A 21,663-nucleotide genomic window follows, 5' to 3' on the forward strand; every position below is an offset into this window, starting at 1 on the left:
CCGGTCTTACACCCGTTGTTTCATCCAGCAAGCGATGCTCATGCGGTCGCGCGTCGCGGGCAGCACCTCGTGTTCAAATTGTGCAGAGAGAAACAACAGCAGCGTTCCGGAGCGCGGAAAGACATCGTGATGTGTCTGATCGGCAAGGTAGAGCCGCAATGCGCCACCCTCGGCGTCCTGCCACGCTTCGTTGAGGTAGAACACGGCGGAAATCACGCGGCTGTCGTTATCACGCAGACAGTCGAGGTGGCGTGCGTATCCGGTACCTGGCCGATATACCGCGTAGTGTGATTCGCTCTCGACCAGACCTAAAAACAGCTCGCGGTTGAGCGCGTTCTGTAGCGTTTCGATGCGATCGGCGAATGGCTGCTGCCGCGGACTCAGCGCGTCGAGTTGAAACCAGCGCGTACTATCGCCGCGCAAAAGCGTGGCAGCGCGGTTGGCCCCTACACGGGCTGGTGTCAGCAACTGGGCTGCGTACATTTCCATGCATTCGGTCGCTAATGCCTGTGTCTGGGTCTGTGACAAAAAGTTCGACACGACACACCAGCCATTGACGGCGAGCGCGCTTGCCGCGATGTCGAATTCGCCGGATCGGGAATTCGTCGAGATATCGATTGCGTCGTCCGGAGCGGCGTCGCCGATCCGGCCATCACCCAGCAATTCGATTTCCACTTCAATCAGGGGGTGTTCCAGAAACGCATCCCTTGTTATTTGTTCTTTCGCTGGCGGCTCGGTCGAGCACTCGTTCCGGCCTGCTACCAGTTGGTCAAAACCATCAAGCGTTGGTGGGATCGCGTCGAACGCGGGCGTTGACACACGCCGGACTCAGGACGAAGAGCCGGGTCGAGGTAGCCGATCTGTTGGGACGACGGCGCAGTCTACACGAGTGGCACAAACCGACCGTTTATTCTCGAGCGAAGGCTTTGGCCGACGCTTATTACGTGAGAACGGCCATAGGGGCGCCGTCGGATCTAACGGGGCAATCGGATCGCGTGCTGTCGATACGTGGCCCTTACGAGGTTGAGCTTGGGGATGCAGATCGTATGAGGCGGTGGCCGGGCAGTTTGAGACCTTCGACAGAGCCGCATGGATCGTCAACAATGCAATGTCTGTCTGGACTCGACCTATTGCATTCGACTTGAAGTAATCGATAGAGTCGTCGGATTACTTCAGTGTCGATATGAGGATTCACCTATGTCTCGCTCCGAACGTCTGCTTCAACTCCTGCAAGTGTTACGTCGTTATCGGCGCCCGGTGCGTGGCCAGGTCCTGGCTGAGGAGCTCGGCGTGAGCATCCGCACGCTTTACCGGGACATCGCCAGCTTGCAGGCGCAAGGAGCGATGATCGAGGGGGAGCCGGGCGTTGGTTACGTTATGAAGCCGGGCTTCATGCTGCCGCCTATGATGTTTCGCTCAGAGGAACTCGACGCCCTTGTTCTTGGCATGCGGTGGGTGGCCGATCGCGGCGACAAGACGCTATCGTCGGGTGCGTTGAGTACGCTTGCGAAGATCGCCGCCGTACTGCCCCCTGAACTGCGTCGCGAACTGGCGGAGTCGTCGCTGCTGGTTGGCGCGCCGTTGAAAAGACCTGCTCACGAGGTCTCACCCGACCTTTTGCGTGTCGCAGTCCGGGGAGAGCAGAAGCTCAATATTACCTACGTGGACGCCAGCGGGATTCATTCGCAACGTGTCGTGTGGCCCTTCGCCCTGGTGTATTTCGACCAGGCGCGGGTCCTGATGTGTTGGTGCGAGCTTCGAGCTGATTTTCGGAATTTCCGGTCCGACCGGATCTCGAATGTCGAGCAGCTGGACGTGCGCTACCCCAAAAGGCGGTCAACCTTGCTTCGTGAGTGGCGTAGGCTCAATCACCTCGCCAGTCGCACGATACTGCCAGAATCTGACAGTATCGACCATTAGACTGAGCTACCTTTCTTGGCGAGGAGCTCAAAATGAAGTTCGCATCGGTTCGTGTTGTGACCCGGGATATCGACGGCCTGGTCGAGTTTTATAAAAGACTTTCCGGCATAGAGGCCGTACGTCCGGCCGATGGATTCGCCGAAATGCGATTCGAAGGAGCGACGCTTGCGATTTCGGCTGAGCATCTGATCGAACTTTTCAATGTCGGTGCTGCCACATCGGCTGCAAATCGATCGGCAATCCTGGAGTTCGAAGTGGAGGACGTCGACGCAGTGTTCGAACGGATGAATGCGTCCGGCGCAACCATCGTGATGCCGACGACGTCAATGCCGTGGGGCAATCGCTCGCTGTTGCTGCGCGACCCCGACGGGAATCTCGTCAACATATTTTCTCGCCCCATGAGTTGAGGAAACTGCCGTGACAGCGGCTGGCCGGGTTGCCGTTCGCTCGTTCACGAACGGCTGTCTTGTCGCGACTGGACCCCGGACCGCTGCTTTCCTCACGACTCCGCTGCGTTTAGCTTGTCAGCGCCGGCTTGAGCGACCTGCGCGTCCTGGTCGGAACGCATGCCCGACACGCCTATCGCGCCGACCACTGCACCGTCGCGAATCAATGGAATTCCCCCGTCCAGCGGCACGAGGTTATTCATACCGAGCAGGCGCAGGTGGAGTCCGCCTTGCGCGATTGCTTCTTCGAAAACGCGCGTGGGACGTCGGAACAACACGGCTGTTTCGGCCTTCTGTCTCGCAACGTGGATACTGCCGAGTTGCGCTCCATCAAGCCGTTGCTGAAGCACCAGGTGTCCGCCGCTGTCCACAACTGCGATCACCATGGGCCAACCGTGACGTGCTGCCTCCTGTTCGGCCGCAGCTACGACCCGGCGGGCATCGGCGAGGTTGAAACGGTTGCTGTAGCTCATGGACATGTCATTCTCGTTGCGTTGAGTCATTAATCGCCTCCTGCGGAATTAATTGGGTGTCAACATGGCTAGAATGTACGGCGGCGACCCAACCACGTATAGGTGCGCGAGCCGTCAAACATTCTTCCACGAAACGAGAGAATGACGGGCATGAACAGGGACGAATATGAAGTACTGTTGGCTATTCTTGACGAAGGAAGCTTGACAGCCGCTGCGCGATCGCTGGGCCGAACGTTGCAGTCGGTGAGCCGCGCCATTGCGGCGCTCGAGCGTGATTTGAACACGACCTTGTTCCACCGAACGACGCGCCGTGTGCAGCCTACTGCGGCATGCCTGAAGTTCGCCGCACGGATTCGACCCGCACTGGGAGAAATCGACGCGGCACGTGATGAACTCGTCGACCACGCAACCCAGCTGCGCGGCAGTATTCGCGTCGGCGCGCCGACAGCATTCGGCGCTGAATTTGTTTCGCCGCTTGTTGCGCAGTTCTTGACGATTCACGAAAACGTCAGGGTAGAACTCGTGCTCGCCGAGCAGCATCTTGAGCTCACCAAAGCCAACATCGATCTTGCGGTCCGCCTCGGTCGTCTGCCGGACTCGAGCCTGCGCGCGAAGCAAGTAGGCACTTTGCGGCGCGTTGTCTTTGGCACGCCGGAGTATTTCGCCTCGCACGGCTACCCGATTCATCCGTCCGAGCTTGCCCTGCACGACTGTATCCTGCGCCAGCACGCCCTGCGCGAGACATGGACATTCAACCACACAGGTGGCGCAGTCGAGGTCGCAGGGCGCTTCCGGTCGACGAGCGCGCTAGCCTGCAATGCCGCGGCCGCGGCCGGAGCAGGCATAGGTCGCGCACCGATCTTTCAGGTGCAGAAACTTCTCGACGTGGGGCAGGTGGTGACAGTGCTCGACTCGTTCGAGCCCGAACCCGTACCCGTTCATCTGGTATGGGCGGGGGGCCGCTCAGTGCCGCGTCGCGTACGCACACTGATTGACTTTCTGGCCGCGCGCCTTGTCGCCGGAAAAGGGGAAGGTGTTATCTGACGGTTCGCCTGCGGCCGATCGCGCCTGTCCGGTTCGCTCGAAAGCGATCATTTGCAGATCGTCGGTCATCGTGCAGGCGTGACTGGATGTGTGGCAGAACACGGCCTGCGTACGCGCATCGACTAACGACCGTGGTGCTTTGGACGCTGCAGTTGAAACCCCCTTGATCGGCGGGCCGAAGTGGGTCGCGTGCGGAAGTTCATAAGGCTGCTCGATTCATTCGGCATCGACCCATGCGACTTTCCGGGTTCGGCCAATTAGCGGCGTTCGACATCGTAGCCAAAATCGTCGACAATCAAAGCCGTTAATTATCTTTTAGTCTCGCCCGGATTCATGCGCAATATTACCTATCTGTTTCTCTCAATTATGCTCGCCTCTCCGCTCTCGGCAGTGGCATTCGGGCCTAACAATTCAGACTACGATCAGTGCATATTGATCTCACTGAGAAATAGTGAAAGCCGGCAGGCCGCAACCTCAATCAGAGATGCATGCGACGCGCTTTACAGAAACGGCGAGTTGCTCTTACCTCGCGAAAAGTCGTATCACGTGTGTGTGCTGCAGAACGTGCAGGGCGTGAGAGACGCATTTGCGGTGAATGAGATTCTGCACGCTTGTCGACGTCAGAATCAGATGTGACTGTGCGCGGATGAATTTGACCGCTGTCCCGTGCGGGTTGGGCGTGGAAATTCGCGAGACGAATCGATTCATTCGGCATCGAGCGAAGTGAGCTTCCGGGTTCGGTGATTACGTTCTTTGGTCTTATCGGACTTGGAATTGCCTCCTTCAGATGGCAACGGGCGAATTACCAATTTGCGCCGACATCGATCAGTTTGCGGAAAGCGTTCGCTGCGAATCAGGCAGGGGGGCGACCTGTTCGCTCCTTTACCTTCTCTCGCACGAACTCGATGAAGGCGCACGTGAGTCGCGCCGGAGGCTGCCTGTCGGATGTGACGATGCCGTATTCAAACGGAATCGCCGGCATAAAATCATGGACAGAAACCCCTTCCGTCAAATAGTCGGTGGACACCGGATCAATGACCGACACACCGGCGCCACGTGCCACAAAGGTTGCGATTGCGGCTGATAACTGACACTCCGCGCTCATCACACGTTCAATTTGCCGCGCGGCGAAGATGTCGTCGACGATGCGGCGCGTATCGTACTCCCGCGGAAACGAAATAAACTTCTCGCCGGCCAGGTCCTCAGGAGTAATCACCCGCTTGCGCGAAAGTCTGTGTCCCTTCGGCAAGATGCACTTCATATCGGCACGGAACAGTGTCTCGAGTTGCACGCCAGGCTGCCACGTCGTGTACGTCACGAATCCGATGTCGCATTGCTCGCTCGCCACCAGCTCGCCGACCAGTTTCGTGCCATGAATGAGTAGCGACACGGTCACACCTTCGTGTACCTGTGTGAAATCGGTAATCCACTCCGGCAGCAGATTTAACGCCAATGCGGGTGCCGCCGCGATATTCAGCGATCCCCTCGTGAGCGAGCGAATCTGCTGCGCCGCATGGGCGATGCGCTCCACGCCGACAAATGAGCGCTCCACTTCCTGATAGAGCAGTAACGCGTCCGAAGTCGGAAAGAGCCGGCCTTTCTCACGCGTGAACAGGCTGAAGCCGATTTCAGTCTCCAGATCGAGGATCAGGCGTGTCACGGCTGGCTGGGTGACGTGCAGCATTTCGGCTGCCCGCGTAATGGACTGCCGCAGGATCACCGCCCGGAACGCCTCAAGCTGCCGGCTCTTCATTCCATGCTCCATAACATTTAGGCATCGATAATCGAAAATTTCTGATTTGACGGTAACTATTTGACGCACAAAACTGCATGTGTGCCGGAATTAACCGGATAAGTAGAAGCATAACATTCCGATATCGATGGAGACTTCAATGCGCAAGCGTATCGTCCCGATCATGCTCGCCGGCGTTTTTGCTGCCGCGCAGGCCCACGCTGAAACGACGCTCTATGTGGGTGCCTTCGGCGGATCCTTCGAACAACTCCTGCGGGAAAAGATCATTCCGCCCTTCGAGAAGGCCAACAACGTCAAGGTTGTCGTTGTCCCAGGCGATTCCACGACGACGATGGCGCGCCTTCAGGCGCAAAAAGGCAAGCAGAACCTCGATGTCGTGTTCCTCGACGACGGTCCGATGTATCAGGCGATCCAACTCGGTTTTTGCGACACCCTCACCGACGCGCCGGTCTACAAGAACCTGTACGACGTAGCCCGCTTCAAGAGCAACAAGGCGGTGACGATCGGCCTGGACGCCACCGGCCTCGTCTACAACGAGCGCCTGTTTGCAGCGAAGGGCTGGGCGCCGCCGACTTCGTGGCACGACCTGGCCGACCCGCGCTACAAAGGTAAGGTCGAGTTTCCCACTATCAGCAACGGCTACGGCTTGCAGACGCTGATCGTGCTGGCCCATCTGAACGGCGGCAGCGAGCAAAACATCCAGCCTGGTTTCGACACGGTGAAAGCATCGATCGCACCGAACGTGCTGTCGTTCGATCCGTCGCCGGGGAAGATCTCCGAACTGTTCCAGAGCGACAGCATCGCGCTTGCCGCATGGGGCGATGGCCGCTCGCAGGCGCTGCGCAACCAGGGCGTGCCCGTCAAGTTCGTCGCGCCAAAGGAAGGGGCGGTCGTGCTGGGGCTGAGCATGTGCCCAGTCAAACATGACGCACCGAACGATCTCGCCCAGAAGTTCGTGCAGTTCTCGTTGTCGCCGGAAGTCCAGGCGCTGTACGCAGACGAAGAAGGCGTCGCGCCGGTCAACAAACAAACCCAGTTGCCGCCCGCGGTTGCCGCGCGCGTCCCGGGTCCGAGTGCCGTTGCGAACATGCGCAAGGTGGACTGGGACGCGATCAACGACAAGCGCGCGACGTGGACCCAGCAATGGAATCGTGACGTAGAACGCTGACTGGCTGCACCGGCACCCGCGCGCGGTGGGCGACGCTGCCGGGTGCCTTTCTGTTGTCGCCAGAGGAATCGCAAGGTCTACCAAACTCATGACTTATTTACGGATCGAACGCCTGAACAAGCAATACGGCGAGACTGTCGTGGTTGACAGCCTCAGTATCGACGTCGCGCGCGGGGAATTCGTCTCCCTGCTGGGACCGTCGGGCTGCGGCAAAACGACGACGCTGCAGATGATTGCGGGCTTCGTCGAACCAACCTCGGGCGATATCAGCCTGGAAGGCCGGTCGCTGGTCGGCACGCCGCCTGCAGAGCGCGGCCTTGGCATTGTGTTCCAGAGTTATGCGCTGTTTGCACACATGACGGTTGCCGAGAACGTCGAGTTCGGCCTGCAGATGCGGCGCGTCGACCGGGCTGCGCGCAAGCGCCGTTGCCTCGCCGCGCTCGAGCTGGTTCAACTCGGCCGCCACGCGGCGAAGTATCCGCGCGAACTCTCGGGAGGGCAGCGTCAGCGAGTCGCACTCGCGCGTGCTCTCGTCATCGAGCCGCCCTTGCTGCTGCTGGACGAGCCACTGTCCAACCTGGATGCGAAACTGCGTCACGATATGCAGGCCGAGTTGCGCGCCATCCAGCAGAAGGTCGGCACCACGACCATCATGGTCACGCATGATCAGGCTGAAGCATTGGCAATCAGCGACCGCGTGGCACTGCTGAATCAGGGCGCAGTGGTCCGTTTCGATACCCCGACCGGCGTCTATGACGACCCCGGCAGTCTCTTTGCGGCAGATTTTATCGGTCGTGCCAATGTGTTGCATGGACAGGTGATGCACGACGGCGTGCAGCGGGTGCTCAGAGTGGGGCCCGCGAGTCTGCAGCTTGACGAGCCGCACCCATGCGGCGAATACGCATTTTCGCTGCGTCCCGAGCGCATCGAGCTGGTCGCGAGCGGCGCAGGATGCGTGGACGGGCGCGTCAGGGCGTGCGCGTTTCACGGCAACTGCTGGTCGGTCAACGTGAGTACCGATATCGGCGAACTGCAAGTGCAGCTTGCGAACGGTGGCGGCCATGTGGCGAAGGTCGGCGACGCGGTCGGCCTCGACTGGCCCGGTGGCGCCTTGCGTCCGCTCGCGCTGCACACTACGAGTGCCCAACCATGAGCGCCGCCCGTCCGATGATCCGGCGGCTGCCACCGGACGCCCCTCGCCGCAAGCGGCCGAACGGTCCGCTCCTCGTCGCGCCCGTCACGCTGCTGTTCGCCGTGCTGCTCATCATTCCGATGGTGCTCGTCGGCGTGCTGAGCCTGCAAGGCTTCGACGCGGCTTCGGGCGGCCTGCTCGACGTCTACTCCTGGCATAACTACGCGCAGATCGTCGCCGATCCGTACTATCACGAGATCTTTCTGCGCACGTTCGGACTCGCGATCAGCGTGACCGTTGGCACGGTCGTACTGGGTGTACCTGAGGCCTACATCATCTTCCGCATGTCGGCACGCTGGCGCGCGTTCTTCCTGATTCTTACGCTCGGGCCATTGTTCATCTCGGCCGTCGTGCGCACGCTCGGCTGGTCGATCCTGCTGGACGGTCAGGGTGTCGTCGCGCAATTGCTGATACGACTGCATCTGGTTGACGCAGCGCCGCAGATGCTGTTCTCGTTCTGGGCCGTGGTCGTCGTGCTGGTGCATGCACTCGTGCCGCTGATGGTGTTGTCGGTCTGGACCTCGTTGCAAAGCGTCGATCCCCAGATCGCCGACGCGGCCATCTCACTTGGAGCCGGCCCGCTCACGGTGTGGCGCCGCATCGTGCTGCCGCAGGCCACACCGGGCATTCTGTCCGGCAGCCTCATCGTGTTCGCCTTGAGCGCGAGTGCATTCGCGACACCTGCGCTGATCGGCGGCAGGCGCATCAAGGTGGTCGCCACGGCGGCCTACGACGAGTTCCTGCACAGCATGAACTGGCCGATGGGCGCCGCGATTGCGGTGTGCCTGCTCGTACTGAATATCGGCGCCATTGCGCTCTATAGCCGCTTTGTCGAGCGACGTCTCAAGCGCCGTTTTGGGGAGGCTGCATCATGAATCGAAACGGTCCTGCTGCGCTCGGCTTCCACGCCGTGTTCAGCGTGTTTTTGATCGCGCCGCTTGCGATCGTCTGTCTCGTCGCCTTCACGCCGGGCAATGTGCTCAGCGTGCCGACCGCTCATTTTTCGCTGCGCTGGTTCAGCGCAATCGTCGACGATCCGGATTTCACTCAGGCATTTGCTAACAGCCTGTGGCTCGCGACGCTCTCCGCGACGCTCGCGGCGATCCTGGCGGTACCGGCTGCGCTGGGTCTCATACGCTACCGCTTTGCCGGTCGCGACACGATTAATTCGCTGCTGCTCTCGCCGCTGATGATTCCGCCCGTTGTGCTGGGCGTCGCGCTGCTGCAACTGTTCACACGGGTTGGCGTGTCCGGGTCGTTCGTCTCGCTCGTGATGGCGCACGTGATGCTGGTGTTCCCGTATTGCCTGCGGCTCATCATGGCTTCGCTAGTCGCGACGACGCGCGATGCCGAGCATGCCGCCGTCTCGCTTGGTGCAAACGCATGGACCACCTTTCGGCGCATCACTTTGCCGGCGTTAGTGCCGGGTATCGCCGCGGGCTGGGTGCTGGGTTTCGCAAGCAGCTTCGACGAACTGACTGCAACGATTTTCATCGCGGCGCCGACCACGATCACGCTGCCGGTGCGAATTTACATGAGCATGACGGAGACCGTCGATCCAATGGTCGCGGCAGTCGCAACGGTGATCATGGTAGTCACGCTTGGCCTGATGTTCATACTCGACAGGCTCGTAGGGCTCGACAAGGTTCTGATGGGGAAGCACTGATGAAGCAGGAATACGACTTTGCGATCGTAGGCGGCGGTCTGGTTGGGATGGCGATCGCGTACGGGCTCGCCAAGCGCGGCCAGAAGACGATCGTGCTCGATGGAGAGGATTCCAGCGTGCGGGCCGCACGCGGAAACTTCGGCCTGATCTGGGTCTCGGGGAAAGGCAGGAAGCAGGTGGATTACGGTCGCTGGTCGCTCGAATCAGCACTGCTGTGGCCGGCATTCGCGGCTGAGCTTGAAGAAGCGTCGTCGCTCAATATCGGCTACTCGCGCCCGGGTGGCATCAGCATCGCGCAGACCGATGACGCGCTTGCGGGCAGCGTGGATGCGCTGCGCCACTTGCACGCCCAGGATGCGCGCCTCACGTACGACATCCTCGACCGCCGGCAACTGGCTGAACGCATCCCCGAGGTCGGCCAGAACGTGGCCGGTGCGGTCTACTCGGAAAACGACGGTCATGTGAGCCCGCTCTACACGCTGCGAGCGCTGTTCCTCGCCTTTGAGCGAGCAGGCGGCGACTACGTGCCGGAGGCTCCCGTGCAGTCAATTGAACGCACGAACGGCGGCTTTCGTATCGACACTGGCAAGCGCACGCTCGAAGCTGGCCGCGTCGTGCTGTGCGCGGGTCTCGGCAACCGCGAACTCGCGCCGATGGTCGGGCTCAGCGCGCCTGTCATGCCGCTGCGCGGTCAGATCCTCGTGACGGAACGCGTGCGTCCGTTCCTCAAGTACCCGACGATGTCCGTGAGACAGACCGCGGAGGGGTCGGTATTGCTCGGTGAATCCGCCGAGGACGTGGGCATGGACGACGGCGTGACGCCTGAGATCGTCGCGCACATTGCCCGCAAAGCCGTCTCGCAGTTTCCACTGCTGAAAAACGTGCGGGTCGTGCGCGCATGGGGCGCACTGCGCGTGATGACAGCGGACAGCATGCCTGTTTATGAAGAATCCGTGACGCATCCCGGTGCGTTTGTCGCCACCTGCCACAGCGGCGTGACACTCGCTGCTGCGCATTGCGAGTTGCTCGTCGCCTGGTTGCTTGGCGGCCAACGTCCTTCTCTTCTCGACTACTTCTATGCAAAACGTTTCTCTGTTTAGTCAGATCGACGGCGCCCCCACACGCACCGTGCGGATTGTCGTTGATGGCCGCCGGGTGGATGTCCCGGAATACGCCAACGTGGCAGCGGCACTCCTGCATGCGGGAGTCGCGGTCTTCCGTCATACGCCGGTGGGCGCTGCGCCGCGCGCACCGTACTGCATGATGGGCGTGTGCTTCGATTGCCTGGTCGAAATCGACGGCTTGCCGAACCAGCAGGCCTGTATGGTGCGCGTGCGCGACGGAATGGAAGTTAGAGCCATGGCTGGCGCCAGGACCCTCGTATGACAATCGAAACGGTGGACCTTGTGATCATCGGCGCCGGGCCAGCTGGCATGGCGTGCGCGCTCGCGGCGGCGCGTGCCGGACTCGACGTGCTGGTTCTCGACGAAAACCCGCTGCCGGGCGGACAGATCTATCGCAACGTCGGGTGCTCACCGCTGCCCGACGCCGCGCTGCTGGGCGACGACTACACCTCTGGCGCGGACCTCGTCACGCGTTTCGTTCGAGCCCCTCTGCGCTATTGGCCCGAGACGCTCGTGTGGCAGATCACGCGCGCGCTGGAGATCAGCTTCACACGTCGCAGCGGCACCGCGGCGAGCGGCCAGATCCGGGCGAAAGCCGTGATGATCGCCAACGGCGCGTACGAGCGGCCGTGTCCGATTCCGGGCTGGACCCTGCCTGGGGTCATGGGAGTTGGTGCTGCGCAAACGCTGCTCAAGTCGTCCGCACTGTTACCAGAATCGCCGGTCGTGCTCGCCGGCAGCGGGCCGCTAATGTATCTGTTTGCATGGCAGCTCATTCAGGCGGGCAGGGCACCGGCGGCCATCCTCGATACGACGCCGTCGCGCAACTACTGGCGCGCGCTCGCAAATCTGCCTGGCGCGTTGCGCACACCAGCGTATCTGCTCAAGGGCGGGCGCTTGCTGAGTGCGATCCGGCGTAGCGGCGTTCCACACATCCGGAATGTGACACGACTCTCGGTGGAAGGCGACGGCCGCGCAGAGGCAGTGCAATACATCGCGAAGGGGCACTCGTCGAGGCTCGCTGCAAGCGTCGTTCTGCTGCATCAGGGGGTCGTGCCAAACGTGCAACTCACTCGCTCGATCGGCTGCGAGCATCGCTGGGACGAGGCCCAACTTTGCTGGCATCCGCGCACCGACGCGTGGGGTGAGACCACCGTGCCGAACCTCTTCATTGCGGGTGACGGGGGCGGTATCCATGGCGCAGTCGCAGCCCAGACGGCGGGTGCGCTGACCGCACTGGCCCTGTCTCATCGACTTGGCTCGCTGAGCCGTGACGAGCGAGACGGGCAAGCCGCGCCGTTGCGGTCCGAACTCGACCGGCACCGCTCAGTGCGCCCGTTTCTCGACACGCTATACCGTCCCGCGGACGCATTTCGCCGGCCCGCGGATGAAACCATTGTCTGCCGTTGCGAGGAAGTCAGCGCCGGCGAGATTCGGGCGATGGCGCGTCTCGGCTGTGCCGGACCGAGCCAGACCAAGTCGTTCTCCCGTTGCGGAATGGGACCGTGCCAAGGACGCCTATGCGGGCTGACCGTCGCCGAACTGCTTGCCGAAGCACATGCGAAACCGGTGGCGGAGGTCGGCTACTACCGTATCCGCCCACCCATCAAACCAGTGAGCCTTGGCGATCTTGCCGAGTCTCACATCCCGGATCTCAATGCAGCGAAACCGACGGAGTTTGTACCCAAATGAATGCGTCCTCTATCGTCAGAACCCCAGGTAATGCACGGATGAGCAAAATGGTGCGAGCGGGCAACCTGCTGTTCCTTGCTGGACAAACATCGTCTGGCGAACCCCATGCACGCACGATCGAGGAGCAGGCCGCCGAGGCGCTGGCGCGCATTGATGCTCTACTTGAGCAGGCGGGCAGCAGCAAGCAACACCTTTTGTCGGTAACGATCTATTTGACAGATATGGCGCATTTTGATCGTATGAACGCTGTCTGGCAAAACTGGGTCGATCCGCAGCACTTGCCCGCGCGTTGCACTGTTCAGGCGACGCTCGGATTACCGGAGTTGCTCGTTGAGTTCAGCGTGACGGCTGCGACTTGACGAACGAGCTGCGATCTCCGGATCGCTTTCCATGGCGAGATCTTCCGCGTCGACCAGAACACGACATTCGACCGACGACGGAGGATCGTTGAAGGCGTCCTTGGACTTGCAGTATTCGTTGCGGCGCGGCGACCGGTCCTGCAATAGTCTCGGTAGGTAAAGCTTCCGTCTATGTCGCGCGGTTTCACTAATCCTGCTGACAGCCTTCCTGATTCGATTTACGACGAGTGGATTCACGAAATACTAGCGAGCGCGCTGTATGCGTCCTCATCGACGACAGGCGCTTGGCCGGCGAGAGCGAAGAAAGGCTTGTAAATTGCTCGGGATTGTCTAGGCTACGGCGATAGGCGCAGATCGGGCACTGAATTCGGGCCACTATGTGGATTCCCACAGACATCGCTCACGCTATGCGGCTTGTACGAAAGATCTGGATAACCAGGGGCGCTCGCCTGTACTACTTCAGTATGAAGAAGATGCCACACTGCGGGAGATCATCAGCCCAACTTTCAGCAATGGGTGTTTATGTGGAGTTGGGTGACTACCATCCGATCAACTCTTCCGGATAGAAAAGGCGAGAAGGCGAGGTCTTTCGCTTCCAGTTATAGATTGCAGCAGAGAATGGAAGTTTGCGACATGCGCTACACGAAGGCTTCACTGATCTATCGGCGCAAAGAACAAGCGAGCGGTTCAGTTGTTGTTAGGCAATAGAAAGATTGAAAGTGCCGGGAGACACCTCGGGATTGAGGTTGATGACTCACTCGAGATAGCGAAACAAGTCGAAGTCTGATTGCGCCGCAGTCGGTAAGCGGACGCTTGCAGGCCAGTTCCAGTCGTTGGCATTACGTCCATCACGGTCAATACAAGCCGCACGATGCGAAACGCTTCGCGCCTTATCGGCTATGCAACTCCATGCGAGAAATCCGCACACTAAATCGTTTGGCGTTCTAACAACAATAGTCGCTAGAGGCTGTCGAGTTGCATTACAGTATCTGCATTGCCAATGAACCAACCTCCCGTCCAGACTTTCAGGACGAGGTCCCTTCTCGTTGCCATGGAGAACCAAGATGATTGATGTGTCAGGTTCGCGCGTGATCAAGGTGCTGGGAGTTTCTGCGTTATCGCTGTTTGCCATTGCTGCGATGGCGGACGACACGCTTGGCCTATCGGAAAGTCTCTATTCGATCGGCGCGCCGGAAATCACGCAGGCGCCATCCAGCACAGCAAGTCCCTGGCGGTTTTCTGTCGGGGGCGGCGTGGTGAACATGCCTAAATTCCCCGGTGCTAGTGGCACCAAATGGGAAGGGGTGCCTGTCGTGAGTGCCAGTTACGACCGCTTCTTCATTGGGTCGAATCCTGATGCCGCGTCGATACTGTCACTCGGTGCCTATCTGTATCGGGACAGTAACTGGCGCATAGGCGCAGCCGTCACGTACGACTTCATACAGCCGCGAAGCGAATCGGATGACTCGCGGCTCCAGGGACTCGGCGACGTCAAACGGACTGCCCACGCTGAATTGTTCGGCATCTATACCTATGAGTTCATCTCCGCGCGCGCCAGTGTGCTGACCGACATTGCCGGCAACGACCGGGGCACAGTCGCAACATTCGATGTACTGGGCCGGTATCAGCCCATTCCCGCTCTCACGCTTAGTGCAGGACCGGGACTGACGTGGGCGAGCAGCAAATATAACGAAACCTACTTCGGCGTGACGTCGGAGCAGAGTTCCCGGTCCGGGCTGCCAACCTATTCGGCCGGGTCCGGCTTGAATGAGCTGCGTTTTTCGGTCAACGGTGCTTACCGGATTACGCCACGCGTGAATGTCGGCGCCAGTGTTTCATTCGCGTGGCTGCGTGGGGATGCGACCGACAGCCCGATCACCGAAAAGACGAGTCAGATAACGTATGGTCTCTTCCTCAACTACCTTTTTTAGGAAACCTGAAGCTACTGCCGCGAGTTTATTTAAACGTATTCCACTTCGAGGCAGTTGACACGATCGTCCCGGCGACGGCCGCCGCGTTGAGCTAGCGGCGAATGTCGCCGCGCCGCGATTGCAATTAGTCTGAAGCGGACAGGTCGGCGTACGCTACGCCGATCTCATTTCAAGCGACCCCAAGTGCCTGCAAGATAGGAAGATGAATCTGAGCAAAGCGGTTAGCTTTCGCTATTAGATTCTCCAGAGAAGCCGCTGCAACCGGAGGCAACTCTGTTGTTGCCCTCGTAGCCTGAGTAGTTCCACGCAGCACGCTCTCAGCGAACTCAGCCCATTGCGCCGGCTGTTGCATGTGATGCAGTCTTGCCAATAAAAAGAGTTGCGCCACACGCGGCATCAAAATGCCCGAGCCCGAAACCGGACTCACCAGAAATTGAACTTCGTCATGATGGCGCGCCTGTTCGCAAATCGCCGCGTTCAGCTTCGTGGCCGACGACTGGGCGGCACTGATTTGCGCATCATTTTGAGCATTCAGCAATACGCCCATACCGACCAGTAGCGTCACGGCCTTGACGATCTGCTCCAGCACGATGCCGCGTCCACGAACGCTGTTCTCGATATCAGACAGGGTCATCGGACGATAACTGTCTAAGACGTCGAGAATAGGGCCGTATAGCGTTTCCGGTAACTGCGCGTCACCGAGTGCACCACGTACCTTCAGCACCACAGAAGCTCTCGGCACGGCCAGGATCACGCGATGGTTGCGCAGGCTCGCGTCCCGCTCGTCGGCATTGAGCGGTGCGGGGGCCTTGATCCAGTAATCGCGCCGCAATGACCGGTTCACGCAGAAATCGCGCACCGTTTCCCGCAAGCCCGTATCTGCAATGTCCGCTAACAAAGCGCGCTGTGCCGGGTTGAGGTTGATCTCGTCGACGTGATCGCGATAGTCCGCCGATCCTCCATAAGTCAATCCTGCCGCAGCGAGCGACGAGGCGACCTGCGAGAAAGTCATCGGGTGCCAGTCACGATTGAAATACTCATGCGCGAGATAATTCGGGTTTTCCCCGGCCAATGCGTCGACACGCTCGGCAAGCAGCGGATTAACTATTGCGTAGCCCGGCTGGGTCGCGAATACTGTCCGCGCAAAATTCACGGCGGCCTCGATGCGCCCCTGCGTGCGCCCTTCGGCGGCCGCGCCGTCGCGCGACTCGGATACCGCACCGATTTGAAAATGCTGATGCATCAACTCCCGCACGGGCAGCATCGCGGTCCATCCGGGCTGAGTGTTGTAACTCAGATACAGCACGCCGCCGGGCCTGAGCTTGCGGCGTACGAATTCAACAATCAGTGCACGATTTTCCTCCGACACCCAACTCCAGATGCCGTGCGCACCGATGAAATCGAAATCCGGTAAATCGTCGCGCCGGCAGAATTCCGAAAAAGGCTCGCCGAACAATTGCGCCTCCGATTCGGCACTGTTCGCCAGTTGTTGGGCGAAGCTCGCGTGAGCCTCTTGAAAGTCGGTGCCATACCATCGAGAAGGCGACCCGGCAGCGTGAATATTTACGCTGACGCCGTGACCAAAGCCCAGTTCGCAAGCGGTATGGACCGTTGGCAAAGCAAGTCCAGCCTGCAATAAGGGGAGTCCCAGCCGTAGCGGATTCAACTCGTCGCAATAGCCGAATGTGTATGCAATCTCATCAACGTAACCCGTGTCCGACTCAGTCACCTTGTTAGCTCTCGTTCGTTGCGCGGGTGCCCGCATTGGCTCTGCAGATTGCGAAGCTGGCGGTCCTGCAATGCCGACACGATAACGGGAGCTCGCATGAAATGCAAAGTATCGCTGACGCGAGGTCGAGCCTCGAAATTGATGCGACTTTCAGCGCGCAGACTGTGATGTCCTTCCATACGACTAACAAACCGGGAAGTACTTTCGTATGTCATATAGTCATTAAATAAATGACATTCATGCTCTCGCGAAGTTGATCGGCGGCGCTGAGAATAAGCCTCATCGCGGCATTGGCCGTGACCCAAAGGAGCGATGAGATGTTTGCAATTACTGGTGTGACAGGGCAGGTTGGCGGCGCGGCGGCTCGTGCGTTACTCGAAGCGGGGCACGCGGTACGCGCGGTGTTACGAGACGAGAGCAAGGCAGCGCAGTGGGTGGAGCGTGGCGCGGAGGTGGCGATCGCGTCATTTGAAGACGCCGATGCGCTCAGCGCCGCGTTTCGCGGAACGGCGGGCGTTTTCGTGATGATTGCACCGAATTTCGCGCCACAGCCGGGTTATCCGAATGCACACGCGGCGGCTGCGGTCTTGAAGGAGGCGTTGACGAAGGCGCGTCCGGAGCGGATTGTGGCGTTATCGTCGATTGGCGGGCAGCGCGAGTCTGGACTCGGGCTCATCACCCAGGTGCATATTCTCGAAGAGGCGCTGGCGGATCTGCCGGTTGCGATTCCGACCGCGATACTGCGTCCCGCATGGTTTATGGAGAACTCGCTGTGGGATATCGCACCGTCTCGCGAAACAGGTGTGATGCCGGGTTTTCTGCATCCGTTAGACCGGAAGTATCCAATGGTTGCCACCGAGGATATCGGCCGGGTGATTGCAGGAACGCTGGGGCAAACGTGGCAGGGACGCCGAGTGATCGAGATCGAGGGGCCGCAACGTTATACGCAGCACGAGATTGCTGCGCTGCTGGGTGGTGTGCTCGGGCGCGCTGTGCGTGCTCAGGCGGTGCCGCGCGAGCAGTGGGAAGGGCTGTTTCAGGCGCAGGGTACGGCATGGCCTGCGCCGCGGATCGAAATGATCGACGCGTTCAACTCTGGCTGGATCGATTTCGAAGACGGCGTAAATGAGCGGGTGGTCGGTGAGACCGCGTATCAGACGGTGCTGGCGGGACTGGTCGGGCGTGCGGGGTAGGCGTTGGAATTGGCATTGGCATCGGCGCCGCAACTGGCTTGAATGTGTTAGGTCTTGAAAGCGGGTGAGGGCGGAATTCCTTTTCGCGAATAAGCGGAAAGCATTAGTTAATTCCAAATTGTCAATTTTCAACAAATGATGTGGAACATTCTTTGGGACGGTGATAGCGTCGATCAATACGCTTTTCCCGATCCTAAATATCGCCATCCTAAAGATGTCTTCACTGAGTTACGGCAGTATTCCCTACTACAAGATCAACCAGATATTCTGGACATGGACGCTATACGATGGCGAAGACGGTTGTCACATCGTGCGCGACACAGCGTTGTCGCTAGACAAAGCCCCGCCGAGGCTACGCGATCAACCAAAGACTCCACCGTTGCCACCCAAAGCACCGGCTCCAGAGAAAGATTTCCTCGACCATCTGGTCGCGGCAAAACAGGCCGTGTCTCGCTTTAAGAAATGGCTCGATACGCCTGACCCACCTAAACCGCCCAGGCCCGCAACGCAGGGGAAAAAGCGGGATACCGTACCACCGTTCGACATTCAGGAAATTCCCGACGCAATGCGTGCAACGCACATGCCAGTCGGGGCCAGGTTGATGGAAAAATGGTTTGCCGGTGAGTTGAACTATTCTCCTGACGATGCCGCAGAAGTTGCGATGACAAACCAGGACGGAAAACCCTATCCGCCCAGCATGATAGATACCAGGACCGTAAAAATGGCTTGGATTCTCGAGTTCGCGCGGGCTAAGCAACAATACGAATTTTTGATAAGTATCGCTATCTATAGCGAATCTTCAAGGGACAAGATTGCACAAAAGCTTGCGCCATACGGAGGGCTAGGGATTGTCGATCTGAATGCCTGGCGAGAGTGCCCAGATCTGCCTTCGCTACACAAGCGTTTCCAATTTCAACTAAGCCGCGTCAATGGCACGCTTGAACAGAAATTCGCGATGTTCATTGCCGATCAGAAACGAGGGACGCCTGACGACCTGACGGCCGCCCTTGGTTCGTTCAGTTTCTATGCTGCAATTGCAGGCGCGCGGATTGATCGCCACACTATGACGGTGACACATATCGCGGTTTATGTGAAAGACAACTACACGTTCGGCACGAAGCCACACGAAGCTTCGCAGTATCTCGGGCATTGGAACCGTAAGGGCGTGATTGTAGTTCCCGCCTTTCTCGCGGCCCAACTGGGAAATATTGAGTTTTTAGATTATGCGGTCGCGACCGAACCAAAGTCCGTGTACTACCCCGTGAAGAACAGCACGTTCAGGGACTGGCAAATGGAGCACAGACAGGGGGGCGACTTCATCATCTATAGCGATTGCGTCCATATGCGCCTTAAAAACCCGATCACGGTGTATTACAAGTGAATGGGCTCGCGTTATATACACAGTCAGTCTGGATTGGCGTGGTGTTTGTGTGCGCCATGGTCGTCATATTGCTATGTCTGCTAATGACTGCACTCTACGTTTTCTCTGCTAGAACTGAGCGGAAAGCGAGATTGAAAAGGGCCGGAAAAAAAATCCTCATCGGGAGCACGCTTTTTCTTCTGGTCGCGTTTGTACTCAAGTATCAAGCCGATGCAAGAGTGCGCAGCAACGCGCATATGTCAGGTCAGAGTATATCGACCAACGACGGTGGCCTATATATCGCAAGGTATGCGTACTTGGGCAGAGAGGAAGTTTTGCTAAGGGTCTACCGAAGAAGTGATATGACGTTGATTGCTGAACGAATCTATTCTGAACTTGACGAAGTCGGGCTAGTGTGGACCACAGACAAGGTTATTTACGATACCTCCGCATTTGACGGAAAGGGTTATATCGACCTGCCGCCTACGCTTCTGGATCGCATCCTCGCAAAATTTCCATAGGGCAACAGCGCAAGGTTCACGACCGGTCCGGCCACTCTGTTCAATCTATTTCCGATAGAAAACCTGGTTGCGCCGGAGTGTCGCGCAGCGCCACACAATTGTCACGCGCATCGATTGCCGAGATCAGATCTCACCGTCATCCGCTTCCCCGCCTATTGCATCGCATATAGGTTCGCTCACGTCGTCTGCCTGCCCGCCCAGCGCCCCCGGCGTGGGTGCGATCACCGGTCGTCCTGCTCCGACGCCATCGGTAGAGGCGAGCGTTTCATGTCGAAATGCACGATCGAAGCGCGCAACACCTCAAGCGGATCCTCCTTCTTGTCGCGGTAAGGCCTGATCTCGATGGTGGGTTGGCCGCGGTCTGTGACGACGATGGTCTCTCCACGCATCTCAACTTGCCGGAATAGTTCACACGCTTTGGACTTGAAAATGGCCTTCGATACTCTCTTTTGCATTGCGGTCTTTATCGAGGCAATTCATACGGGCTTGATCGATCGGGTGCACGTTGTACGCTTCGCGGTCGAACGGTGCTTTCATCGTTGCGAGCGGGCGATTCGCCGCCATGCGCTGATCAGGCCAGTGTTTGCTCTTGTTTTGAGTTGAGGTAAAAAGCGATTTTTTAACGTTAGCCTTAACGTTAACGAATGTTAATTTACGACTGGGAAGGGCACCATGCGGAGTTTACCTGGTCTCATGAGCCTGCCGTTACGGGGCGTTACAGGGACGCAATGGTGGATAACCTGATGCTAAATGGGCGTAAAGGACTCTGAAAGGCGTTGACCGAAGCCCTGCGGCGACTGGAGCGAAACGGCTTGGTCAATCGCCGGGTGATCGCGTCTTCGCCGGTGGCCGTTGAATATTCGATCACTCCGCTGGGTCGATCGTTACAGGACCCGTTTGCGAGTCTGGTAATGTGGGCAGTCACGCATGGAGACGGTATTGAAAAAGCGCAGACGGCTTTTGATCTGCGGTCAAACTGAGACCCGGAACGTCGGGGCAGAGGAGCGTGTATTGGCAGTGCGGATGTCGTTAATACGGAATCCAAATAATACGTGTCCGCTTTTTTTCGGCGCGGAAAATCGAATCTGCGAGAGTCGGTAAAGGGCGCTCAGCGTGGCATTAAAAGATCGACTGCCCGGTAAGCGTGGTCAACTGTTCCAATGCCCGCACGCCAGCCAACGAATTCCCATTGCTATCCAGCCCCGGCGACCACACGCATACCGCCATCTCGCCAGGCAGCACCGCGACAATCCCGCCGCCCACGCCGCTTTTCGCCGGCAAGCCGACCCGGTAGACGAAATCGCCGGCCGCGTCATACGTGCCGCAGGTCAGCATCAGCGCGGAAAGCCGTTTTGCCGAACTGGTGTCGAGAATCCGTTCACCTGTTGCAGGCACCACGCCATGATTGGTCAAAAACAGTGCCGCTTTCGCCAATTCCACACAACTCATTGAAATCGCGCACTGCCGGCAGTACGCGTCGACCACCAAGTCAGGCGGCATGTCTATATTGCCGAAGCTCGCCATGAAGTGCGCCATTGCGCGATTGCGGTGTGCGTGCTGCAACTCTGACTGCGCGACGTGCAAGTCGTAGTCGATGCTGGTCTCGCCGGTCAGCCGCCGCATGAATTCAACCAGCGCGGTTTCGGCCTGCACGAAACGGCGGCACAGCACGTCGGTGACAACCAGCGCGCCTGCGTTAATGAACGGGTTGCGCGGCTTGCCATTCTCGGCTTCGAGTTGCACGAGCGAGTTGAACGCGTTGCCGGACGGCTCGCGCCCTACGCGTTGCCACAACGCGTCGCCGAGCAGCCGGAACGCCATCGTGCAGGTAAAAAGTTTGGAAATGCTCTGAATTGAAAAGCGCGTGTCGGCTTCGCCCGTGCGGAAGACGTCCCCCGATACGGTGACGATCGCCATGCCGAAACTATCGGCGCGAACCTTGGCAAGTTCAGGAATGTAATCGGCGACCCTGCCGGTTCCCAGGTATGGCCGCAGATCGCCGTGAATCTGTTCGAGGATGGATGCGTAGTTCATTGGGGCTCGGACCGTTGAAGCGGCGATTCTACTGTCAAGCCGGTGTGAATGGTTCATA

General features: G+C 59.0%; 23 protein-coding genes and 1 pseudogene. 18 read left to right on the plus strand and 6 right to left on the minus strand.

All coding sequences use genetic code 11. The features are described from left to right. Nucleotides 1-6: 6 nt before the first annotated feature. Nucleotides 7-819: a 2OG-Fe(II) oxygenase gene (locus LMG28727_RS04420; protein ID WP_201641084.1), complete on the minus strand. Its 813-nt coding sequence runs from the start codon at nucleotides 817-819 to the stop codon at nucleotides 7-9. 378 nt (nucleotides 820-1,197) lie between these two features. Here LMG28727_RS04420 and LMG28727_RS04425 point away from each other — a divergent pair, with 378 nt between their 5' ends. Further along, complete coding sequence (locus LMG28727_RS04425; protein WP_201641085.1) at nucleotides 1,198-1,920, plus strand: helix-turn-helix transcriptional regulator; 723 nt, start codon at nucleotides 1,198-1,200, stop codon at nucleotides 1,918-1,920. 32 nt (nucleotides 1,921-1,952) lie between these two features. Then, the gene (locus LMG28727_RS04430) at nucleotides 1,953-2,327 is read left to right on the plus strand and encodes a VOC family protein (protein WP_201641086.1); all 375 of its coding nucleotides are present in this window, start codon (nucleotides 1,953-1,955) and stop codon (nucleotides 2,325-2,327) included. Nucleotides 2,328-2,419: 92 nt separating this feature from the next. On the opposite strand, the gene LMG28727_RS04435 is transcribed toward LMG28727_RS04430, so the two are convergent. Next, a complete protein-coding gene (locus LMG28727_RS04435; protein ID WP_236591600.1) occupies nucleotides 2,420-2,869 on the minus strand; it encodes a GlcG/HbpS family heme-binding protein in 450 nt (149 codons plus the stop codon). Between the two features lie 120 nt (nucleotides 2,870-2,989). On the opposite strand from LMG28727_RS04435, the gene LMG28727_RS04440 reads away from it, so the two are divergent. Next, the gene (locus LMG28727_RS04440) at nucleotides 2,990-3,883 is read left to right on the plus strand and encodes a LysR family transcriptional regulator (protein WP_201641087.1); all 894 of its coding nucleotides are present in this window, start codon (nucleotides 2,990-2,992) and stop codon (nucleotides 3,881-3,883) included. Between the two features lie 333 nt (nucleotides 3,884-4,216). Beyond that, nucleotides 4,217-4,519: a VF_A0006 family four-cysteine protein gene (locus LMG28727_RS34625; protein ID WP_328810154.1), complete on the plus strand. Its 303-nt coding sequence runs from the start codon at nucleotides 4,217-4,219 to the stop codon at nucleotides 4,517-4,519. A 217-nt stretch (nucleotides 4,520-4,736) separates the two neighbouring features. Here LMG28727_RS34625 and LMG28727_RS04445 read toward each other — a convergent pair whose 3' ends face one another. Next, the gene (locus LMG28727_RS04445) at nucleotides 4,737-5,705 is read right to left on the minus strand and encodes a LysR substrate-binding domain-containing protein (RefSeq protein ID WP_236591601.1); all 969 of its coding nucleotides are present in this window, start codon (nucleotides 5,703-5,705) and stop codon (nucleotides 4,737-4,739) included. 70 nt (nucleotides 5,706-5,775) lie between these two features. Here LMG28727_RS04445 and LMG28727_RS04450 point away from each other — a divergent pair, with 70 nt between their 5' ends. From LMG28727_RS04450 to LMG28727_RS04490, 10 genes and pseudogenes are all read left to right on the plus strand, one after another. Beyond that, complete coding sequence (locus tag LMG28727_RS04450) at nucleotides 5,776-6,804, plus strand: ABC transporter substrate-binding protein (protein ID WP_201641088.1); 1,029 nt, start codon at nucleotides 5,776-5,778, stop codon at nucleotides 6,802-6,804. Between the two features lie 88 nt (nucleotides 6,805-6,892). Then, nucleotides 6,893-7,957, plus strand: coding sequence for an ABC transporter ATP-binding protein (locus tag LMG28727_RS04455; RefSeq protein ID WP_201641089.1), 1,065 nt, complete (start codon nucleotides 6,893-6,895; stop codon nucleotides 7,955-7,957). Next, nucleotides 7,954-8,871: an ABC transporter permease gene (locus tag LMG28727_RS04460; RefSeq protein ID WP_236591602.1), complete on the plus strand. Its 918-nt coding sequence runs from the start codon at nucleotides 7,954-7,956 to the stop codon at nucleotides 8,869-8,871. Before LMG28727_RS04455 ends, LMG28727_RS04460 begins: the two co-directional genes overlap by 4 nt. Further along, nucleotides 8,868-9,662, plus strand: a complete 795-nt coding sequence (locus tag LMG28727_RS04465) for an ABC transporter permease (protein WP_201641090.1) — start codon at nucleotides 8,868-8,870, stop codon at nucleotides 9,660-9,662. Before LMG28727_RS04460 ends, LMG28727_RS04465 begins: the two co-directional genes overlap by 4 nt. After that, on the plus strand, nucleotides 9,659-10,762 hold the full coding sequence (locus LMG28727_RS04470) for an NAD(P)/FAD-dependent oxidoreductase (RefSeq protein ID WP_201641364.1): 1,104 nt from the start codon (nucleotides 9,659-9,661) through the stop codon (nucleotides 10,760-10,762). Before LMG28727_RS04465 ends, LMG28727_RS04470 begins: the two co-directional genes overlap by 4 nt. Continuing rightward, nucleotides 10,740-11,048, plus strand: a complete 309-nt coding sequence (locus LMG28727_RS04475; RefSeq protein ID WP_201641091.1) for a (2Fe-2S)-binding protein — start codon at nucleotides 10,740-10,742, stop codon at nucleotides 11,046-11,048. The genes LMG28727_RS04470 and LMG28727_RS04475 overlap by 23 nt, the downstream gene beginning before the upstream one ends. Then, nucleotides 11,045-12,478, plus strand: coding sequence for an FAD/NAD(P)-dependent oxidoreductase (locus LMG28727_RS04480; protein WP_201641092.1), 1,434 nt, complete (start codon nucleotides 11,045-11,047; stop codon nucleotides 12,476-12,478). Before LMG28727_RS04475 ends, LMG28727_RS04480 begins: the two co-directional genes overlap by 4 nt. 38 nt (nucleotides 12,479-12,516) lie before the next feature. Then, nucleotides 12,517-12,837, plus strand: a complete 321-nt coding sequence (locus LMG28727_RS04485; protein WP_236591603.1) for a RidA family protein — start codon at nucleotides 12,517-12,519, stop codon at nucleotides 12,835-12,837. Nucleotides 12,838-13,470: 633 nt separating this feature from the next. Next, nucleotides 13,471-13,624 (plus strand): annotated as a pseudogene (locus tag LMG28727_RS34000) (integrase); the annotation flags it as partial. A gap of 277 nt (nucleotides 13,625-13,901) precedes the next feature. Further along, nucleotides 13,902-14,768, plus strand: coding sequence for a MipA/OmpV family protein (locus LMG28727_RS04490; RefSeq protein ID WP_201641094.1), 867 nt, complete (start codon nucleotides 13,902-13,904; stop codon nucleotides 14,766-14,768). A gap of 169 nt (nucleotides 14,769-14,937) precedes the next feature. On the opposite strand, the gene LMG28727_RS04495 is transcribed toward LMG28727_RS04490, so the two are convergent. Beyond that, nucleotides 14,938-16,497 (minus strand): class I SAM-dependent methyltransferase, encoded by a 1,560-nt coding sequence (locus tag LMG28727_RS04495; RefSeq protein ID WP_236591604.1) that lies wholly within the window; start codon nucleotides 16,495-16,497, stop codon nucleotides 14,938-14,940. A gap of 317 nt (nucleotides 16,498-16,814) precedes the next feature. Here LMG28727_RS04495 and LMG28727_RS04500 point away from each other — a divergent pair, with 317 nt between their 5' ends. From LMG28727_RS04500 to LMG28727_RS04510, 3 genes are all read left to right on the plus strand, one after another. Beyond that, nucleotides 16,815-17,690 carry an NmrA family NAD(P)-binding protein gene (locus tag LMG28727_RS04500; RefSeq protein ID WP_201641096.1) on the plus strand — a complete coding sequence of 292 codons (876 nt, stop codon included), beginning with the start codon at nucleotides 16,815-16,817 and terminating at the stop codon, nucleotides 17,688-17,690. A gap of 214 nt (nucleotides 17,691-17,904) precedes the next feature. Beyond that, nucleotides 17,905-19,071, plus strand: a complete 1,167-nt coding sequence (locus LMG28727_RS04505) for a DUF6402 family protein (RefSeq protein WP_201641097.1) — start codon at nucleotides 17,905-17,907, stop codon at nucleotides 19,069-19,071. A gap of 83 nt (nucleotides 19,072-19,154) precedes the next feature. Continuing rightward, nucleotides 19,155-19,571, plus strand: coding sequence for a hypothetical protein (locus LMG28727_RS04510; RefSeq protein WP_201641098.1), 417 nt, complete (start codon nucleotides 19,155-19,157; stop codon nucleotides 19,569-19,571). Nucleotides 19,572-19,792: 221 nt separating this feature from the next. Here LMG28727_RS04510 and LMG28727_RS04515 read toward each other — a convergent pair whose 3' ends face one another. Next, on the minus strand, nucleotides 19,793-20,026 hold the full coding sequence (locus LMG28727_RS04515; RefSeq protein ID WP_201641099.1) for a type II toxin-antitoxin system Phd/YefM family antitoxin: 234 nt from the start codon (nucleotides 20,024-20,026) through the stop codon (nucleotides 19,793-19,795). A 321-nt stretch (nucleotides 20,027-20,347) separates the two neighbouring features. Between LMG28727_RS04515 and LMG28727_RS34005 the strand changes: the two genes are divergently transcribed. Then, a complete protein-coding gene (locus tag LMG28727_RS34005) occupies nucleotides 20,348-20,551 on the plus strand; it encodes a winged helix-turn-helix transcriptional regulator (protein WP_236591605.1) in 204 nt (67 codons plus the stop codon). 139 nt (nucleotides 20,552-20,690) lie between these two features. Here the strand turns inward: LMG28727_RS34005 and LMG28727_RS04525 are convergent, their stop codons facing one another. After that, complete coding sequence (locus tag LMG28727_RS04525; RefSeq protein ID WP_201641100.1) at nucleotides 20,691-21,605, minus strand: glutaminase; 915 nt, start codon at nucleotides 21,603-21,605, stop codon at nucleotides 20,691-20,693. Nucleotides 21,606-21,663: the final 58 nt, after the last annotated feature.

The sequence above is a fragment of the Paraburkholderia metrosideri genome (genome assembly GCF_904848625.1).
Classification (GTDB): Bacteria; Pseudomonadota; Gammaproteobacteria; order Burkholderiales; family Burkholderiaceae; genus Paraburkholderia; species Paraburkholderia metrosideri.

Coding starts and splice junctions, on each gene's coding strand:
- LMG28727_RS04435 (WP_236591600.1), bottom strand. CDS start 2,869: ATGACTCAACGCAACGAGAATGACATGTCCATGAGCTACAGCAACCGT.
- LMG28727_RS04500 (WP_201641096.1), top strand. CDS start 16,815: ATGTTTGCAATTACTGGTGTGACAGGGCAGGTTGGCGGCGCGGCGGCT.
- LMG28727_RS34625 (WP_328810154.1), top strand. CDS start 4,217: ATGCGCAATATTACCTATCTGTTTCTCTCAATTATGCTCGCCTCTCCG.
- LMG28727_RS04465 (WP_201641090.1), top strand. CDS start 8,868: ATGAATCGAAACGGTCCTGCTGCGCTCGGCTTCCACGCCGTGTTCAGC.
- LMG28727_RS04460 (WP_236591602.1), top strand. CDS start 7,954: ATGAGCGCCGCCCGTCCGATGATCCGGCGGCTGCCACCGGACGCCCCT.
- LMG28727_RS04480 (WP_201641092.1), top strand. CDS start 11,045: ATGACAATCGAAACGGTGGACCTTGTGATCATCGGCGCCGGGCCAGCT.
- LMG28727_RS04455 (WP_201641089.1), top strand. CDS start 6,893: ATGACTTATTTACGGATCGAACGCCTGAACAAGCAATACGGCGAGACT.
- LMG28727_RS04475 (WP_201641091.1), top strand. CDS start 10,740: ATGCAAAACGTTTCTCTGTTTAGTCAGATCGACGGCGCCCCCACACGC.
- LMG28727_RS04505 (WP_201641097.1), top strand. CDS start 17,905: ATGTCTTCACTGAGTTACGGCAGTATTCCCTACTACAAGATCAACCAG.
- LMG28727_RS04510 (WP_201641098.1), top strand. CDS start 19,155: ATGACTGCACTCTACGTTTTCTCTGCTAGAACTGAGCGGAAAGCGAGA.
- LMG28727_RS04450 (WP_201641088.1), top strand. CDS start 5,776: ATGCGCAAGCGTATCGTCCCGATCATGCTCGCCGGCGTTTTTGCTGCC.
- LMG28727_RS04490 (WP_201641094.1), top strand. CDS start 13,902: ATGATTGATGTGTCAGGTTCGCGCGTGATCAAGGTGCTGGGAGTTTCT.
- LMG28727_RS04485 (WP_236591603.1), top strand. CDS start 12,517: ATGAGCAAAATGGTGCGAGCGGGCAACCTGCTGTTCCTTGCTGGACAA.
- LMG28727_RS04440 (WP_201641087.1), top strand. CDS start 2,990: ATGAACAGGGACGAATATGAAGTACTGTTGGCTATTCTTGACGAAGGA.
- LMG28727_RS04425 (WP_201641085.1), top strand. CDS start 1,198: ATGTCTCGCTCCGAACGTCTGCTTCAACTCCTGCAAGTGTTACGTCGT.
- LMG28727_RS04430 (WP_201641086.1), top strand. CDS start 1,953: ATGAAGTTCGCATCGGTTCGTGTTGTGACCCGGGATATCGACGGCCTG.
- LMG28727_RS04515 (WP_201641099.1), bottom strand. CDS start 20,026: ATGCAAAAGAGAGTATCGAAGGCCATTTTCAAGTCCAAAGCGTGTGAA.
- LMG28727_RS04525 (WP_201641100.1), bottom strand. CDS start 21,605: ATGAACTACGCATCCATCCTCGAACAGATTCACGGCGATCTGCGGCCA.